Here is a 17,767-nt window from a genome sequence, read left to right as displayed (position 1 = left end):
AGGGGCGGGGAGGGGAAAGACCCGTCGGGCACGCCCGGACGCGGGCGCGGGTGTGGGCGGGGCCCGCCCCGTCTCGGGGGCGCGCCGTGAGGGGCGCGTTGCGTCCGGCGGCCGGGGAGTCGAGCGTTGCGCAGAGCCGTATCGCTTTGCGCGCCGTATATGGGATCGGCGGCCATTCGTCCGTTGATGTCGCGTGCCGTTCAACTGATGTTCGGTCGGGGACGGGAACGTATGGCCGCAGTCGGAGGACACCATCCTGCGTTCGGGAGAAGACATGTCGCTCAGCCGAAGAGACTTCGCGCGGCGTTCCGCGTACACCGGGGCCGGGTTCGCCCTGGTCGGAAGCGCGGGGGTGCTCGCCACCGCACCTGGCGCGCTCGCCGCCGAGGCGACCGAGGAGGGCGTCGCGGGGGTAGAGGGCAACGGCGGCTCCTCGCTCGGCTACGGTCCGCTCATCGCGGACCCCAAGGGCATCCTGGCCCTCCCCAAGGGCTTCCGCTACAAGATCATCACCCGTACCGGTGAGACCAAGCTGGAGTCCGGGGAGTCCACCCCGTCCAACCACGACGGCACCGCCACCTTCGAGGGCTCGCGCGGTGCGACGCTGCTGGTCAACAACCACGAGCTGGCCGGTCCCCGCAGCAAGTGGCCGCACCCGGTCCCGCTGATCGAGGGGCTGGTCTACGACCCGGCGGCCTCCGGCGGCTGCACCGTCGTCGAGGTCGCCAAGCACGGCGACCACGTCACCGAGTGGGTCGGCATCGCGGGCACCGCCACCAACTGCGCCGGTGGCCGCACTCCCTGGGGCACCTGGCTGACCTGCGAGGAGACCGAGGACAAGGCCGGCCAGAACGGCATGACCAAGGACCACGGCTACGTCTTCGAGGTCGACCCGCACGACCGCAAGGCCAACCGCGACCCGAAGCCGATCAAGGCCCTGGGCCGGTACGCCCACGAGGCCGTCGTCGTGGACCCCAAGCGCGGCCACCTCTACCTCACCGAGGACGCCTCCGGGCCGAACGGCCTGCTCTACCGCTGGGTCCCGCCGCACGGCTTCGAGCACGGTCGCGGCAAGCTCGGCACGCTCAAGGACGACGCGGGCGTGCTCCAGGCGCCCAAGTGCTACGACTCGGGCGGCAACTTCGTGGACGACCTGTCCCGCGCCACCAAGACCGGCACGGTCTACGGCGTGGACTGGGAGCCGGTGCCGGACCGCGACGCGAAGTCGGTGTCGGTGCGCAAGCAGTTCAAGGACGGCGAGATCACCCGGGCCCGCAAGCTCGAGGGCATGTGGTGGGCGGACGGCGGCGCGTACATCGTCTCCTCGTACGCCCGTGCGGAGAGCCCGGTCCAGCACGACGGCCAGGTCTGGTTCTACGACCCCAAGCGCCGCACCCTCACCCTCAAGGTGCTGCTGGGCGTCAACCCCGACCCGTCGAAGGACGGCGCCTTCGACGGCCCGGACAACATCACGGTCTCGCCGTACGGCGGTCTGGTGATCGCCGAGGACGGCGAGGGCATCCAGCACCTCTTCGGCGCTACCGAGGACGGCCGGACGTACCCGATCGCGCGCAACGACCTGAACATCGGCAGTGCGGAGGCGCCGGAGTTCAGCGAGTTCACCGGTGTGGTCTTCTCGCCCGACGGCTCGACGCTGTACGCCAACATCCAGGTGCCGGGCATCATGCTCGCGATCACCGGCCCCTGGCGCCGCCAGGGCTGATGTCGATGGCCCGGGGGCCGGGCCCGGGGGAATCCTCCCGGCCGGGGCATGCGTTGACGTGAGCGTGACCTCACGCCTGCGCACCACCCCCTTCTCCATCCTGGACCGCTCCCGCACCCGCCAGGGGCGGGAGCGGTCGCAGGCGCTGCGCGACACCGTACGGTTCGCGCAGCAGGCCGAGGCGCTCGGCTACCACCGCTTCTGGGTCTCCGAGCACCACAGCGTGCCCGGCGTGGCCGGTTCGGCGCCCACGGTGCTGGCGTCCGCCGTCGCGGCGGCGACGGCCCGCATCCGTGTGGGCACGGGCGGAGTGATGCTGCCGAACCACCGCCCGCTGGTCGTGGCGGAGCAGTTCGGGGTGCTCGAATCCCTCTTCCCGGGCCGGATCGACATGGGCCTGGGCCGCTCCGTCGGCTTCACCGACGGCATCCGCCGCGCCCTGGGCGCCGAGAAGGACGCCGCGCGGGACTTCGGCGACCAACTGGACGAGTTGCTCGGCTGGTTCACCGGTGAGCAGAACGCCCACCCCCAGGTCCACGCCCACCCGGCGGAGGGGCTGCGGCTGCCCGTCTTCGTCCTGGCCACCGGCGCCGGTGCGGACTTGGCGGCGCGGGCCGGACTGTCCCTGGTGATCGGCGATCTGCGGGGCCGGGACGAGATGCTGCGCGCGGTCGACCGCTACCGCGCGGGCTTCCGCCCCTCGGCGTGGTCCTCCGCCCCGTACGTCGTCGTCTCGGGCAATGTCGCGGTCGCCGGCACCACCGAGGAGGCCCGCCGGCTGCTGCTCCCCGAGGCATGGTCGATGGCCCATTCCCGCACCCATGGCGTCTTCCCGCCGCTCGCCCCGGTCTCGGAGATCGAGACCCGGGAGATGACCGAGAAGGAGCGCGGCTTCTACGAGCGCGGTCTGCGCGGTCAGCTGTACGGCACGGAGGACGAGGTCGCCGCCGCGCTCGACGAGCTGATCGAGCGCAGCGGCGCCGACGAGGTGCTGGTCACGACGAGCACCTACGACCGCGAGGCCCTCCTGGATTCCTACCGCCGCCTGTCCCGCGTGGCGGGGCTGTCGGGCGGCCTGGTGGCAATCGGCGCCCGTTGACCAGTGGCGGCGGGTTGGCTCACAGGGCCTTGCCGGCGGGCTTGGCCATGCCTCGGACGGTGCGCGAGTCCACGTACTCGCCCATCGCGGTCATCTCCCACTCACCCGAGAACTGCTTGATCAGCTTGGCCATCATCACGCCCGTGCGCGGCTCGGCGTGGGTGAGGTCGAAGCGGACCAGCTCCTCGCCGGACTGGGCGTCGAGGAGGCGGCAGTACGCCTTGGCCACATCGGTGAACTTCTGGCCGGAGAAGGAGTTGACCGTGAAGACCAGCCCGGTGACCTCGGGCGGGAGCCCGCCGAGGTGGACGGTGATGGACTCGTCGTCGCCTCCGCCCTCTCCGGTGAGGTTGTCGCCGGAGTGCTGGATGGCGCCGTTGAGGATGGCCAGCTTGCCGAAGAAGCAGGCGTCGATCTTCTTACGGTCGACACCGAAGGCGATCACGGACGCGTCCAGGTCGATGTCCTTGCCGCGGAAGGCGGGCTCCCAGCCCAGGCCCATCCGCACCGAGCTGAGCACCGGGCGGCCGCCCTTGACCAGGGACACCGTCTGGTTCTTCTGGAGGCTGACCCGGCCCTTGTCCAGGTTGATCTTCCCGGTGGCCGGGGCCGCCGGGGCCGCCGGGGCGGCGGGCGCCGCGGCCGGGGGAGCGGACGGCATCGGCGGCGGGGGCTGGAAACCGGCGGGCGGGCCGCTCGGCGGGGGCGGCGTCTGAGCGGTGGGGGTGGTGGGGGCGGCCGGGGTGGCGGGCTCCTCGACCGTCACGCCGAAGTCGGTGGCGATGCCCGCCAGACCGTTGGCATACCCCTGCCCGACCGCGCGCACCTTCCACGCCCCGTTGCGCCGGTACACCTCCACGGTCACCAGCGCGGTCTCGTTGCCCAGCCGCGGCGGGGTGAACGTGGCGATCACCGCGCCGTCGTCGGCGCCGCGCACGGTGGCGGTCGGCTCGGTGCCCGCGAACGTCGCCCCGGGCGCGTCCAGGCTCGCGGTCACCACGATCTTCTCGATGTCGGCGGGGACGGCGGCGGTGTCCACCGTGATGGTGTCGCCCGCGCCGGCCGCACCGGCGCGGTGGGTCACACCCGGTCCGGTGGGCTGGTTGTAGAAGACGAAGTCGTCGTCGGAACGCACTTTGCCGTTGGCGGTGAGCAGCAGGCCCGATACGTCGAGCCGCACCGGAGCGGTGACGTCAACCGCCACGCGCGCGACGGAGAGGGGGAGGTTCGAGCCGGGTGTCATAGCGGTCATGCCCGGGGTAACGAACGTCCCCGCTTTACGGTTCCTTGACCTGCGGAGTGACTTCTCCCGTGCCCTGCCCAGCCGTGGTCGGCCCGGTTACCCAGCTGCCCGCCGACCTCGCCGACCGCTGGACCGGGCGCGCCGCGCCCGCGAGCTACTCGGCCGGCACCCGCGACACCGCTCGATCACGGACTGGATCCGCCGCGAGCCGCGCTGACCGGTCGGGGCGGCGGCGCGCGGTGGCCGCCGTCACTCCGATCACGCACACCGCCATGCCCGCGAGGGCCGTCCACCCGGGCGCGTCCCCGAACATCGCGTAGGCCCACACCAGCGTGGTCGGGGGCGTGAGATAGATCAGCGCGCTGGTGCGGGTGACGCCGTTGCGGCGCAGGCTCAGCCAGTAGAAGCCGTAGCCGCCGACCGTGGAGAGCAGCACCGTCCAGGCCACGGCGGTCCAGAAGCCCCCGCCCGCCGGGGGCGCGGCATGGCCTCCGGCCACGGCGACCCCGGTGAACAGGACGGCGCTGACCAGGCAGTGCAGCGGTATGGCGTCCACGGGGTCGAGCGGCGCCCGCACCCTGCGTTCCAGGAAGCTCGCGGCCAGCAGCGCCGCCATGGCGGCGAAGGGTAGCCCGTACGCCCAGGCCGGGGCGGTCGGGCCCGCCGACAGATCGCCCTGGACGACGAGCGCGACCCCGGCCAGGCCGATGGCCAGCCCCGCCCACTGGCGCGGGCTGACCGTCTCCCCGAGCAGCCGCCCGGCCAGCGCGCCCGCCGCGAGCGGCTGCAACGCGGCGATCAGCGCGGCGGTGCCGGACGGCACGCCGAGCCCGACCGACCAGACGATCCCGCCGAGATAGCCGCCCTGCGAAAGCGCGCCGATCACCGCCTGCTCGGCCACCGCGCGCGGGCGCAGTCTGCGGCGCCTCAGCAACGCCCAGGCGCCGCCCAGGACCGCAGCCGCCGCGAGGAAGCGCCACATCAGCAGGGTGTCGGCGGCGGCCTCCCGCGTGCCGAGTTCGGCTCCGATGAAGCCGGAGCTCCACATCACGACGAGGCCGATGGCGGTGACGGCGGCGCTGACGGGCATGAAGCGTTCCTCGTTCTGGGTTGGGGTTCCCCGGTCGGCTCAGGCTCCGGGTATACCGGTCTGTTTACTCCCTCGCCCACTAGACTAAACAGATCGGTATACACGTCAACCCTTCACCGGAGGTGATCACGGCATGGAAGCGCGCGGAGACGTGCTCACCCCGGCCGGGCGCCGCATCCTCGACACCGCCGCCGAGCTGTTCTACGGACAGGGAATCCACGCGGTCGGCGTGGATCTGATCGCCAAGCGCGCCGGAGTCACCAAGAAGACGCTGTACGACCGCTTCGGCTCGAAGGAAACGCTGGTCGCCGCGTATCTGCGGGAGCGCGATGAGCGGTGGCGGGCCTGGCTCACCGCCGAGGTCGAGAAGTCGCCCCCGGCGGATCGCGCCCTCGCCACGTTCGACGCGCTCGCGGAGTGGGTGCGCCGCGAGAACCCGCGCGGCTGCGGCTTCGTCAACGCGGCGGCCGAACTGCCGGACCCCGGCCATCCGGCCCGGCAGGTGATCGCCGACCAGAAGCACTGGCTGCGGGGCTATCTGCGGCAGCTGTGCGCGGAGGCGGGCGTGACGGCTCCCGACGGTCTGGCGGACGAGCTGCTGCTGCTCCACGAGGGGGCCACGGTGCTGAACGGTCTCTCGGTGGCCGCCGATCCGGTCGGCACCGCGCGTGAGCTGGCCGAACGGGCGCTGGAGCGGGCCCGGGCGGCCTGACCCGGGCGCGCCGCCCGAGCGCGTTGCTTGACCTAGAGCGCGCTCCAAACCGTACGTTCCCTCGCATGACGACCAAACAGCATGCGATCGGCTCCGGTTTCGGGGTGCGGAGTACGACGAGCGACGTTCTCGCGGGCATCGACCTGTCCGGGAAGCTCGCGCTCGTGACCGGCGGTTATTCGGGGCTCGGGCTGGAGACGACGCGGGCTCTCGCCGGTGCGGGGGCCCATGTCGTCGTGCCCGCGCGGCGGCGCTCGGCCGCCGTCGAGGCGCTCGGCGGGATCGAGGGCGCGGAGGTCGCCGAGCTGGACCTCGCGGACCTGGACAGCGTTCGGGCCTTCGCGGAGGAATTCCTCGCGTCCGGTCGCGATATCGACATCCTGATCAACAACGCCGGGATCATGGCCGCGCCCGAAACCCGGGTGGGCCCCGGCTGGGAAGCCCAGTTCGCCATCAACCACCTGGGGCACTACGCCCTGACCAACCGGCTGTGGCCCGCCATCGCCCGTGGCGGCGCACGCGTCGTCTCCGTCTCCTCCAATGGGCATCAGCTCTCGGACATCCACTGGGACGATCCGCACTTCGCGCGGCACGACTACGACAAGTTCCAGGCGTACGGGCAGGCCAAGACCGCGAACGCGCTGTTCGCGGTGCACCTCGACGCGCTGGGGAGGGACGCCGGGGTGCGGGCGTTCTCCCTGCACCCCGGGGCGATCGCCGACACCCAGTTGAGCCGCCATGTGCCCCCGGAGGAACTGGCGGAGCTGAAGGAGGCGATCGACGCCAGCCCCACCAACGTCGGCTGGAAGACGCCCGAGGAGGGCGCGGCCACCCAGGTCTGGGCGGCGACCTCGCCGCGGCTCGCGGGCATGGGCGGCGTCTACTGCGAGGACTGCGACATCGCCGAGCCCGCGCCGGAGGGCACCGAACTGGGCAGTGGGGTGAGCGCCTGGGCCACCGACCCGGAGCGGGCGGCGCGGCTGTGGGCGCTGTCGGCCGAGCTGACAGGTGTCGACGCCTTCGCCGGTTAGCCGAGCAGATAGACAGCCCAGACTGTTCAGTTTGAACTGGACAGCTTGGACTGAAGGAAATATCGTGCGGGGCATGGCAGAGACCCCTGGCGGCATGTCCGAGTCCAGCGTGCGCGCCGCGCATGAGATCCGTGTCGTGGTCGGCCGGCTGCGGCGGCGCATCAAGGAGACGTACGACCTCGAGGAGCTCACCCCCTCGCAGACGTCCGCGCTCAGCAGGCTCAGCAAGGAGGGCCCCGCCTCGGCCAGCGCGCTGGCGGCGGCCGAGCGCGTACGGCCGCAGTCGATGGCGGCCACGCTCGCCGTGCTGGACGAGCGCGGGCTGATCCAGCGGCGCCCCGATCCCGATGACGGGCGGCGGCAGCTGGTCTCGGTGAGCGAGACCGGCAGCGCGTTCCTGGACGACAAGCGGCGGGCGGGCGAGGAATGGCTCGCCCAAGCCCTGGAGAGCGGCTACACGGAAGCGGAACGGGCCACGATCCTCGAGGCGCTGGCCCTGCTGGACCGGCTCAGCCGCGCATGATCGAGCGGCTGACACGGCTCACACGGCGAAAGAGCAGGGCGGACGCGGGGAGCGCCTTCGACCGGAGGCTGCTCGCCCCGATGATGCTGGGTTCGGTACTGAACCCCGTCAACTCCTCGATCATCTCCGTGTCGTTGGTGCCGATCGGCGCCGCGTTCGGGGCGCCGCCGTCACAGACGGCCTGGCTGGTCTCCGCGCTCTATCTGGCCACCTCGATAGGCCAGCCGGTCATGGGCCGGCTGATCGACCTCTACGGGCCGCGCCGCCTCTTCCTCGCCGGGGCGGCCCTGACCGGGATCGCGGGGCTGATCGGTCTGCTCGCCCCGAACCTGGGGACGCTGATCGTCGCGCGGGTGGTGCTCGGGTTCGGCACCTGCGCGGGCTATCCGGCCGCGATGTACCTCATCCGCGGGGAGGCCCGGCGGACCGGCCAGGAGAGCCCCGCCGGGATCCTCGCCACGCTCGCGGTCGCCAGCCAGACCATCGCGGTCGTCGGACCGCCCCTGGGCGGACTGCTGATCGGGCTGGGCGGCTGGCGCAGCACGTTCGCCGTCAACATCCCGCTCGCGGCGGCCGGTCTGATCCTCGGCGTACGGCGGCTGCCGAAGGAGCGCCCCTTGGCGGAACGCACCGGCGAGCGCGTCCGGCTGGATCTGATCGGCATGGGGCTGTTCGCCGCGATGCTCGTCTCGCTGCTGCTGTTCCTGATGGAGCCGCGGGCCGACCGGTGGTATCTGCCGGTGCTGATGGCGGTGGCGGCGGCCGGGTTCGCGGTGCGGGAGCTGCGGGCGGCGGAGCCGTTCATCGATCTGCGGGTGTTCGGCGGCAATCTGCCCCTGCTGCTCACCTACGCCCGCGCGCTCCTCGTCTCCGTCGTCTCGTACGTCTTTCTGTACGGCTACACCCAGTGGCTCCAGGACGGCCGGGGGCTGACGGCCTCACAGGCGGGGCTCGCCCAACTGCCCCTGTTCCTGACCGGCATCGCGGTGTCCACGGCCACCGGCCGCCGCGCCGCCGTGCGCGGCAAGCTGGTGGTGGGGGCCGTGGGGCAGATCGTCGGCTGCGCCCTGCTGCTCCCGCTCCAGCCGCACAGCGCGATATGGCTGCTGGTCGTCGTGGGGCTCGTCTTCGGCGTACCGCAGGGGCTGATGAACCTCGCCCTCCAGAACGCGGTGTACCACCAGGCCGATCCGGAGCGGATGGGCTCCTCGGCGGGGCTGCTCCGCACCTTCTTCTACCTCGGCGCGATCGTCGCCTCCAGCGCCAACGGCGCCTTCTTCGGCGCCCGCGCCGACACCGGCGGGCTGCACGGCCTGGCCTGGTTCATGCTCGCCATCACCGGTCTGTGTCTGGCGCTGACGCTCGTGGACCGCTCGCTGGACCGCATCGGTTCCGACGATCCCTCTTCCGCGCAACAACCGACGCAGCGAAAGGCTTCATGAACGTGAACGTGCACGCGAACGAGACGGCTCTGCTCGTGATGGACGTCCAGGAGGGCATCGTGGCCCACGTCCAGGACCCCGGCTATGTGGAGCGCGTGAGCCGTGCGGTCGACGCGGCCCGCAACGCCGGAATCCCCGTCGTCTACGTCGCCATCGGCTTCCGCTCCGGCCGTCCCGAGGCCTCGGCCCGCAACAAGATCGTCGGCTCCCTGCCGCCGGGTCTCTACACCGAGGACGACCCCAAGATCGCCATCCACCCCGGTGTGGCGCCCCGGCCGGACGAGGTCGTGGTCACCAAGCGGCGGGTCAGCGCGTTCGCCGGCAGCGACCTGGATGTGGTGCTGCGGTCAGGCGACATCACCCATCTCGTCCTGACCGGCGTCGCGACCGGCGGCGTCGTCCTGTCCACCCTGCGCCAGGCCGCCGACCTGGACTTCCGGCTCACGGTGCTGTCCGACGCCTGCTATGACCCGGACCCGGAGGTGCACCGGCTGCTCATCGAGAAGGTGTTTCCGTCGCAGGCCGAGGTCACGACGGTGGAGGAGTGGGCCCGGAAGGCGGGCTGAGCGGCTCGGGGTGGGCGCGTGGGCGTTGGGGCTGAGCGGCTCGGTCGGGTGCGGGGTACCCCTCTGAGCGGCGCCCCTACGCCCACGCGCCCGCCCGAGAACCTCAACGCGGCCAGATCGGCGGGTTGGTGCAGAACGCGCCACCGAGGTTCTCGTGGTCGGGGTTGCCCGGCTCCAGTTCGCCCTGTTCGGCGATCAGCTTCGCGGCGTACGGCTCGGAGTCGTCCTGCGGTTCGTACCCCAGGGCGCGGGCCGAGGAGAGGTCCCACCACAGGCGGGTGTTGGCCGAGCTGCCGTAGACCGTCGTGCAGCCCACGTTCTCCGCGGTGAGGGCGGCGTGGAGCAGCCGGGCGCCGTCCGCCGGGCTCATCCAGATGGACAGCATGCGGACCGTCGTCGGCTCGGGGAAGCAGGAGCCGATGCGGATGGCGACCGTCTCGATGCCGTGCTTGTCCCAGTAGAACGAGGCCAGGTCCTCGCCGAACGCCTTGGACAGCCCGTAGTAGGTGTCGGGGCGGCGCGGGGTGTCGAGCGGGATGAGCGGGTCGTCCCCCACCGGGCGCGGCGTGAAGCCCACGGCGTGGTTGCTGGAGGCGAAGACGATCCGGCGGACCCCGGCCTCGCGGGCCGCCTCGTACACGTTGTACGTGCCCTCGATATTGGCCCTCAGGATCTTCTCGAACGGGGCTTCCAGGGAGATACCCGCGAGATGGATGATCGCGTCAACGCCCCGCACGGCCTCGCGCAGGGCGTCCCGGTCGGACAGATCCGCGGTGATCGCGTCCGGCTCGCCCTCGATGGGGAGCTGGTCGAGCAGCCGCAGCTGGTATCCGTACGGCGGCAGCAGCTCGCGCATCAAGGTGCCCATGCCGCCGGCGGCGCCGGTGAGAAGGACGGTGCGGGGAGCGGGCATGGGCGGAGCCTCCGTAAGGGGTATCGCGTTATGGGGTTGTCGCGCAGGGCGGTCATGGCGATCACGGCGCCCATGGAGCTCTTGCGTATGCGGTTTTTATTCATGTATGTGGTTCAGATTCATGGACACCGTAAGGATCGACGCATGGGCCGTCAAGGGTGGCGCGATGCCGGCGAATTCACCGTCGGGTCAATCTCGGGTGAGTGGCGTCACCCGGTCGGCGCCCTTGACCGGCGGTCGATGGCTGCCTTACGGTGAACTTGTTCACGAATGTAGATGACGATCAGAAACGTGCACACGGCGTCGGTGGGTGACGACGGGTCGGTGTACACGACAGGGAGAAGCCCGTGACCTCAGCTTCACTCGCCGAGCGCCTTGACGGACTGCTGTTCTTCCCCGTGACCGCCTACGGTCCCGATGGCGCCCTGGACCTGGAGATCTACCGCGCGCACGTCCGCGCCGGGATCGAGGCGGGGGCGGGCGCCGTCTTCGCGTGCTGCGGCACGGGTGAGTTCCACGCCCTGACGCCCGAGGAGTTCCACGACTGCGTCGTGGTCGCCGTGGAGGAGGCCGCCGGGCGGGTGCCGGTGGTCGCGGGCGCCGGGTACGGGACCGCGCTGGCGATCCAGTACGCCAAGCTGGCCGAGCGGGCCGGTGCGGACGGGCTGCTCGCCATGCCGCCGTATCTGGTCGTGGCCGATCAGGAGGGGCTGATCCGCCACTACAGCGCCCTCGCGGGCGCGACCGACCTCGACATCATCGTCTACCAGCGGGACAACGCGGTCCTGGCCCCGGACTCCGTGGCCCGGCTCGCCAAGGTGCCCGGCATCATCGGCCTCAAGGACGGCATCGGCGACCTCGACCTGATGCAGCGCGTCGTGAGCGCGGTGCGGGCCGACGCCCCCGACGAGGACTTCCGGTACTTCAACGGGCTGCCGACCGCCGAGCTGACCGGCCTCGCCTACCGCGGCATCGGCGTGACGCTCTACTCCTCCGCCGTCTTCTGCTTCGTCCCCGAGGTCGCCCTCGCCTTCCACAAGGCGCTGATGACGGGCGACGACGAGACCGCCAACAAGCTGCTGGACGGCTTTTACCGGCCGCTGGTCGAGCTCCGCAACCAGGGCCGCGGCTATGCGGTGTCGCTGGTCAAGGCGGGGGTCCGGCTGCGCGGGCTGGACGTCGGCGAGGTGCGGCCGCCGCTGAGCGAGCCCAGCCCCGCCCACGTCAAGGAGCTGGCCGAGCTGATCGAGCGTGGCATGGCGCTGGTCGGGGACGGTGACGGGGACGCGGACAAGGGCGGGAACGAGGGCGGGGACGGGGTGGCGCGGTGAAGGCTTCCGCCTTCGTCTACCCCTGGGACGTCGTCGGGGACCCGGACGCCGCGCGCCGCATCGCCGACCTCGGCGTCCAGCAGGTGACCCTGGCCTCCGCCTACCACTCCACCCGGGCCCTGACCCCGCGCCACCCCGGCCACCGGATCGTCACCGCCCGCCACGCGGCCGTGCTCTACCCGCCGAGTGCGGAGCGCTGGCAGGGGCGCGAGCTGCGGCCGTACGAGCAGTCGTGGGTGCCCGGCGACGATCCGTACGGGGAGGCGGCCGCCGCGCTGGCCGACGCCGGTCTCGAGGTCCACGCCTGGGTGGTGCTCGCGCACAACACCCGGCTGGGCGAGGAGCATCCGCGGATCACGGTGCGCAACGCCTATGGCGACCGCTACCCGTGGGCGCCGTGCATCGCCCGCCCCGAGGTGCGCGCCTATCTGGTGGACCTGGCCGCCGAGGCCGCCGTACGGCCCGGCGCCCGCGGCACCGAGCTGGAGTCCTGCGGCTGGTACGGGCTGGCCCATCTGCACGCCCACGACAAGATCGGCGGGGTGCCGCTGGGCGGCGCCGGCCAGTACGTGATGTCGCTGTGCTTCTGCGAGAGCTGCGAGGCGGGCTACGCCGAGCTGGGCGCCGACCCCGCGGAGCTGCGCGAGCTCGTCGTGCGCGCCCTGCGGCCGGTATGGGCGGGCGAGACCACTGCGGACGGCGGTGACCGCGCGGGGGAGTGGGCCGAGGTCGAGAAGCTGCTCGGCGCCGACCACGCCGCGCTCTTCGCGGCCTGGCGCAACCGGATCGCGAGCGGTCTGCGGGCCGAGGCCGTGGCCGCCGTAAGGGCCGCGGCGGACGAGGACTTCCAGGTCCTGCTGCACGCCGACCCGGCCCCGCACCGGCTCGGGGCCAACGTGGGCGTGGACCCGGCCGATGTGCTGGCCCAGGCCGACGGGGTCGTACTGCCGTGCACGGGGGGCGAGGCAGTGCGCTCCGGGGTCCTGCCGCCGTTCGTCCCGTACCGGACCGAACGAACCGTGCTCGCCGCCAACTTCACAGTGGTGGCTGGGATGGGTGGCAGCCCGGCGACGCTGGCCCGGGACGCGGCCCACGCGGTGGAGCTGGGCGCGGACGAGCTCCGTCTGTACCACGCCGGTCTGGCCTCGGACCAGGACCTGGCGGCCGTCCGCACGGCCCTGGCCGAGCTGAGCTGAGGCCGTCCCGGGACCCCGTCACCCCCTGGCGGGTTTCCGGGACGGCCCGGCGGATTATCGGAAGCGCGACACCCGGTGGCATCGCCACGCTCGGAGGGTGTCGACGAAACGGACCACCACCTCACACCGCAGGCCCATCGCGCTGATGTCCCTGGGACACGCCTGCGTGGACATCTATCAGGGAGCGGTGGCCGCGCTGGTGCCGTTCCTCGTCTCAGAACGGGCCTACGGCTACGCCGCCGCCTCCGGCGTCGTACTGGCGGCCTCGCTGCTGTCGTCCGTCGTACAGCCGCTGTTCGGGGCGCTCACCGACCGGTGGGCCATGCCGTGGCTGCTGCCGGTGAGCACGCTGGTGGGCGGCGCGGGGGTGGCGCTGAGCGGGGTCACCGGCTCCTACGCGGCGACCCTGGCGGTGGTCGCAGTCTCCGGGATCGGCGTCGCCGCGTACCACCCCGAGTCCGCCCGGGTGGCCCGGCTCGCCAGCCGGGGCAGCCACACCGCGATGAGCTGGTTCTCCCTCGGCGGCAACATCGGCTTCGCCGCCGCGCCGCTCGCGGTCGCCGCCATCATCGCCACCGGCGGTCTGCGCGCCTCCCCGCTGCTGGCCCTCCCCGCCGTCGCCGGAGCCGCCCTGTGCGCGGCCGCGCTACGGGCGCTCAGGGCCCCGGGCGCGGCGGCCGGACCCGCACGGGCGAGCCGCGGGGGAGAGGGGCGGGACGACTGGCCCTCCTTCCTCCGGCTGTCCGGCGCCATCATGTGCCGCTCGATCGTCTTCGTCGGGCTGAGCGCGTTCATTTCGCTGTATGTGCGCGAGCGCGCGGGCGGCGGCGAACTGGCCGGTACCGCCGCCCTGTTCGTGCTCTACGCCGGCGGCGCGGTGGGCACGGTGGCCGGCGGCGGGCTCGCCGCCCGCCACGGCCGCGTCCCGGTCGTCCGGTGGTCGTACGCCCTGACCGTCCTCGCCGTCGCGGGCGTCGTCCTCGTCCCCGGCCCGGCGCTCTACCTCTGCGTGGCCCTCGCCTCGGCCGGGCTCTACGTCCCGTTCTCCCTGCACGTCACCCTCGGCCAGGACTACCTGCCCCGCCGCGTGGGCACCGCCAGCGGGGTCACCCTGGGCCTGACCGTCAGCGTCGGCGGCCTGGCCAGCCCCCTCATCGGCGCCCTGGCCGACGCCACCACCCTCCAGACCGCCCTGTCCCCCCTGATAGCCCTCCCCGCCCTCGGCTGCCTCCTCCTCCGCCCCCTGCGCGAACCCGCCCTCCCCGAAGCCATCACCCAACACCCCCACCCGGCCGACGCTCCTGAACGGGCGTGAGGGGCGGGACGGGCCCGGCCTTGGCACCCTCGGCCAGTTTTTGTCAGAACCGTTGACGAACCCCCGGGGCCGTCCTAATTTCATCGCGTCGTACTTCGTATGTCATATATGAGACGCGATATGTGAGATCTGAGAGCATCCATGGACATCGCCCCGAGCCCGATCCCCTCCCGCACCCAGTACGTGCTGGAGGCGGTCAAGCACGCGATTCTCACCGGCGGGCTGCGGCCCGGGCAGGCGTTGGTGGAGGCCGAACTGGCCGCGCAGTTCGGGGTGTCCAAGACGCCCGTGCGGGAGGCGCTCAAGACGCTCGCGGGGCGGGGGCTCGTGGTGATGAGCGAGTACAAGGGGGCCACGGTCAGGACCGTGGACACCGCGATGGCGCACGCCGTCTACGATGTGCGGCTGCTCCTGGAGCCCGAGGCGCTGCGCCGGACTGTGGCGGCGCGGGCCGGGCTGGCGGACGCCGGGGCCGCGCTGGAGCGGTCGGACGCGGCCGCCGATCCGGCCGCGCGGTCGCTCGCCAACCGCGACTTCCACCGGGCGCTCTATCTGCCCTGCGGCAACCCCCTGCTGACCCGGATGCTCGACGAACTGCGCGACCAGGCCGCGCTGGTGTCCGCCATCGCCTGGCAGGCGGTGCCCTCCTGGGAACAGGAGGCCCGTGAGCACCGGGAGATCCTCGCCCGCGCGCTCGACGGCGACGCCGACGGCGCGGCCCGCGCACTGCACGAGCACATCGGCTCCTTCGTCCGGCGCGCCTTCCCGGACGGGGAGTAGCACCCGGCGGCCCGGCCGCCGACCCAGCGCACAGCGCACAGCACTCAGCACCATCCGAACAGCTCGTCCCGATGCCGCACATCGAGAGAAAGGGTTCGTATGGACTACTCACCGCTGAGGACGGCGCTCGCGGACGTCGTGGCGATCCCGGTGACCCCGTACGACGCCGAGGGCGCCGTGGACCGCGCCGCCTACCGGGCCCTGCTCCGCCGGCTCCTCGACGGCGGGGTCAAGGCCGTCACGCCGAACGGCAACACCGGGGAGTTCTACGCCCTCACCCTCGAAGAGCGGCGGCTGGTCACCGAGCTGACCGTCGAGGAGGCCGCCGGGCGGGCCGCCGTGCTCGTCGGGGTCGGCCATGACGCGGCCACCGCGGTCGAGGCCGCCCGGCACGCCCGCGCGGCCGGGGCCGACATGGTGATGGTCCATCAGCCGGTGCATCCGTACGTCGCCCAGGACGGCTGGATCGACTACCACCGCACCATCGCCGAGGCCGTCCCCGAGCTGGGCGTGGTGCCGTATCTGCGCAATCCGCTCATCGAGGGCGCGGCGATCGCCCGGCTCGGCGAGGCGTGCCCCAATGTCATCGGGGTCAAGTACGCGGTCCACGACGCCACCCGCTTCGCCGCCGTGGCGCGCGACGCCGGTCTTGACCGGTTCGTCTGGGTGGCCGGGCTCGCCGAGTTGTACGCGCCCTCGTACTGGGCGGTCGGCGCCACCGGCTTCACCTCGGGCCTGGTCAACGTGGCCCCCAACGTCTCGCTCAACATGCTGGGCGCGCTGCGCGTTGGGGACTATCCGGGCGCGATGAAGGTGTGGGAGCAGATCCGGCGGTTCGAGGACCTCAGGGCCGAGCGGCAGTCCGCCAACAACGTCACGGTGGTCAAGGAAGCGCTTGCCGCGATGGGCCTGTGCCGGCGCGACGTCCGCGCCCCGAGCAAGCCGCTGCCCGAGCCGAGGCGCGCGGAAGTCGCCGCGATCGTCGAGGGGTGGTCGGTATGAGCACGCGACGGCGAACGCGCAAGCGCCCCGACGAGCTGCGCAGCCACCAGTGGTACGGCACCGACGGCCTGCGCTCCTTCAGCCACCGGGCCCGCACCCGCCAGCTCGGCTATCTCCCCGAGGAGCACCTGGGCAAGCCGGTCATCGCGATCCTCAACACCTGGAGCGACATCAACCCCTGCCATGCGCATCTGCGCGACCGCGCCCAGGCGGTCAAGCGCGGGGTCTGGCAGGCGGGCGGCTTCCCGCTGGAGTTCCCGGTCTCCACGCTCTCCGAGACGTTCCAGAAGCCCACCCCCATGCTCTACCGCAACCTCCTCGCCATGGAGACCGAGGAGCTGCTCCGCTCGTACCCGGTCGACGGCGCCGTGCTGCTGGGCGGCTGCGACAAGTCCACCCCGGCGCTGCTGATGGGCGCGGCCAGCGCCGACCTCCCGGCGGTCTTCGTCCCGGCCGGGCCGATGCTGCCCGGCCACTGGCGCGATGAGGTGCTGGGCTCGGGCACCGACATGTGGAAGTACTGGGACGACAAGCGGGCCGGGCTGATCGGCGACTGCGAGATCTCCGAGCTGGAGCGGGGGCTGGCCCGTTCCCCCGGTCACTGCATGACGATGGGCACCGCCTCCACGCTGACGGCCGCCGCCGAGGCGCTGGGCGTGACCGTGCCCGGCGCCTCGTCCATCCCGGCCGTGGACTCCGGGCACGACCGGATGGCCGCCGCCTCCGGGTTACGCGTGGTCGAGCTGGTCTGGCAGGACCTCAGGCTCTCGGAGCTGCTCACCCGGGAGGCGTACGAGGACGCGGTCGCGACCGTGCTCGCCCTGGGCGGCTCCACCAACGCGGTGATCCATCTGATCGCCATGGCGGGCCGGTCCGGGGTGCGGCTCACCCTCGACGACTTCGACCGGATCGCCCGTACCGTCCCCGTACTGGCCGATCTGCGGCCCGGCGGCCGGTACTTGATGGAGGACTTCCACTTCGCGGGCGGGCTCCCGGGCTTCCTCTCCCGGCTGACGGACGTCCTCCACCTGGACCGCCCCACCGTCGCCCACCCCACCCTGCGCGAACAGCTCGACGGCGCCCTGGTGCACAACCCCGAGGTGATCCGGGACCGCGACCGCCCGCTGGCCGAGGAGGGCGGAGTGGCGGTGCTGCGCGGCAATCTGTGCCCCGACGGCGCCGTCATCAAGCACATCGCCGCCGAGCCCCGGCTGCTGAAACACACCGGCCCGGCCGTGGTCTTCGACGACTACCGGTCGATGCAGGCCACCATCAACGACCCCGGTCTCGGCATCACCGAGGACAGCGTGCTGGTGCTGCGCAACGCCGGGCCCCTCGGCGGCCCCGGAATGCCCGAGTACGGGATGCTGCCGATCCCCGACCATCTGCTGAAACAGGGGGTGCGGGACATGGTGCGGATCTCCGACGCCCGGATGAGCGGCACCAGTTACGGGGCCTGTGTGCTGCACATCGCGCCCGAGTCGTATGTCGGCGGCCCGCTCGCGCTCGTCCGCGACGGCGATCCGATCACCCTCGACGTCGCGGCGCGGGTGCTGCGGCTGGAGGTGGACGACGCCGAGCTGGCACGGCGCCGGGCGCGCTGGACGGCCCCGCCGCCCCGCTATGAGCGCGGCTACGGCGCGCTCTACCAGGAGCAGATGACGCAGGCCGACACCGGCTGCGACTTCCGGTTCCTGGCCCGCCCCGGGGCGGTGCCCGAACCGTACGCGGGCTGAGCGAATTTTTTTGTACGAGATACCGAACGCCATTCGGTAAGCGCTTCACGGAAGCGCTTCACCAG

The 17,767-nt window shown here is 72.3% G+C and carries 16 protein-coding genes; 13 read left to right on the top strand and 3 right to left on the bottom strand.

The features are described 5' to 3' along the window. Nucleotides 1-274 precede the first annotated feature (274 nt). Nucleotides 275-1,723 carry an alkaline phosphatase PhoX gene (locus ACT2CW_RS41550; RefSeq protein WP_445520336.1) on the top strand — a complete coding sequence of 483 codons (1,449 nt, stop codon included), beginning with the start codon at nt 275-277 and terminating at the stop codon, nt 1,721-1,723. Nucleotides 1,724-1,781: 58 nt separating this feature from the next. Further along, nucleotides 1,782-2,822, top strand: coding sequence for an LLM class flavin-dependent oxidoreductase (locus ACT2CW_RS41545; RefSeq protein WP_445520335.1), 1,041 nt, complete (start codon nt 1,782-1,784; stop codon nt 2,820-2,822). Nucleotides 2,823-2,841: 19 nt separating this feature from the next. On the opposite strand, the gene ACT2CW_RS41540 is transcribed toward ACT2CW_RS41545, so the two are convergent. Together ACT2CW_RS41540 and ACT2CW_RS41535 are read right to left on the bottom strand one after the other, a co-directional pair. Continuing rightward, a complete protein-coding gene (locus ACT2CW_RS41540) occupies nt 2,842-4,065 on the bottom strand; it encodes a TerD family protein (protein WP_445520347.1) in 1,224 nt (407 codons plus the stop codon). Between the two features lie 154 nt (nt 4,066-4,219). Next, nucleotides 4,220-5,155 (bottom strand): DMT family transporter, encoded by a 936-nt coding sequence (locus ACT2CW_RS41535; RefSeq protein WP_445520334.1) that lies wholly within the window; start codon nt 5,153-5,155, stop codon nt 4,220-4,222. Between the two features lie 133 nt (nt 5,156-5,288). Here ACT2CW_RS41535 and ACT2CW_RS41530 point away from each other — a divergent pair, with 133 nt between their 5' ends. From ACT2CW_RS41530 to ACT2CW_RS41510, 5 genes are all read left to right on the top strand, one after another. After that, nucleotides 5,289-5,867: a TetR/AcrR family transcriptional regulator gene (locus tag ACT2CW_RS41530; RefSeq protein ID WP_164430131.1), complete on the top strand. Its 579-nt coding sequence runs from the start codon at nt 5,289-5,291 to the stop codon at nt 5,865-5,867. Between the two features lie 65 nt (nt 5,868-5,932). Next, nucleotides 5,933-6,898, top strand: coding sequence for an SDR family NAD(P)-dependent oxidoreductase (locus ACT2CW_RS41525; protein ID WP_445520333.1), 966 nt, complete (start codon nt 5,933-5,935; stop codon nt 6,896-6,898). Between the two features lie 94 nt (nt 6,899-6,992). After that, entirely contained in the window at nt 6,993-7,421 is a 429-nt protein-coding gene (locus ACT2CW_RS41520; protein WP_445520346.1) for a MarR family winged helix-turn-helix transcriptional regulator, read from the top strand. Further along, a complete protein-coding gene (locus tag ACT2CW_RS41515; RefSeq protein ID WP_445520332.1) occupies nt 7,418-8,863 on the top strand; it encodes an MFS transporter in 1,446 nt (481 codons plus the stop codon). The genes ACT2CW_RS41520 and ACT2CW_RS41515 overlap by 4 nt, the downstream gene beginning before the upstream one ends. Beyond that, entirely contained in the window at nt 8,860-9,429 is a 570-nt protein-coding gene (locus tag ACT2CW_RS41510) for a cysteine hydrolase family protein (RefSeq protein WP_445520331.1), read from the top strand. The genes ACT2CW_RS41515 and ACT2CW_RS41510 overlap by 4 nt, the downstream gene beginning before the upstream one ends. A 103-nt stretch (nt 9,430-9,532) precedes the next feature. Here the strand turns inward: ACT2CW_RS41510 and ACT2CW_RS41505 are convergent, their stop codons facing one another. Next, entirely contained in the window at nt 9,533-10,342 is an 810-nt protein-coding gene (locus ACT2CW_RS41505; RefSeq protein ID WP_164430127.1) for an NAD-dependent epimerase/dehydratase family protein, read from the bottom strand. Nucleotides 10,343-10,689: 347 nt separating this feature from the next. Between ACT2CW_RS41505 and ACT2CW_RS41500 the strand changes: the two genes are divergently transcribed. From ACT2CW_RS41500 to araD, 6 genes are all read left to right on the top strand, one after another. Next, nucleotides 10,690-11,673 carry a 5-dehydro-4-deoxyglucarate dehydratase gene (locus tag ACT2CW_RS41500; protein ID WP_182469036.1) on the top strand — a complete coding sequence of 328 codons (984 nt, stop codon included), beginning with the start codon at nt 10,690-10,692 and terminating at the stop codon, nt 11,671-11,673. Then, on the top strand, nt 11,670-12,869 hold the full coding sequence (locus ACT2CW_RS41495) for a hypothetical protein (RefSeq protein ID WP_445520330.1): 1,200 nt from the start codon (nt 11,670-11,672) through the stop codon (nt 12,867-12,869). The genes ACT2CW_RS41500 and ACT2CW_RS41495 overlap by 4 nt, the downstream gene beginning before the upstream one ends. 145 nt (nt 12,870-13,014) lie before the next feature. Then, nucleotides 13,015-14,184, top strand: coding sequence for an MFS transporter (locus tag ACT2CW_RS41490; protein ID WP_445520345.1), 1,170 nt, complete (start codon nt 13,015-13,017; stop codon nt 14,182-14,184). 141 nt (nt 14,185-14,325) lie between these two features. After that, complete coding sequence (locus ACT2CW_RS41485; protein ID WP_164430124.1) at nt 14,326-14,964, top strand: GntR family transcriptional regulator; 639 nt, start codon at nt 14,326-14,328, stop codon at nt 14,962-14,964. A gap of 99 nt (nt 14,965-15,063) precedes the next feature. Then, complete coding sequence (locus ACT2CW_RS41480; RefSeq protein ID WP_445520329.1) at nt 15,064-15,966, top strand: dihydrodipicolinate synthase family protein; 903 nt, start codon at nt 15,064-15,066, stop codon at nt 15,964-15,966. Then, nucleotides 15,963-17,702, top strand: a complete 1,740-nt coding sequence (gene araD, locus ACT2CW_RS41475; protein ID WP_445520328.1) for an L-arabinonate dehydratase — start codon at nt 15,963-15,965, stop codon at nt 17,700-17,702. Before ACT2CW_RS41480 ends, araD begins: the two co-directional genes overlap by 4 nt. The last annotated feature ends 65 nt before the right edge of the window (nt 17,703-17,767 follow it).

The organism is Streptomyces sp. NEAU-174 (assembly GCF_052665095.1).
Note: the sequence above shows the minus strand (reverse complement) of the source record. Positions and strands in the feature narration are given on the sequence as shown.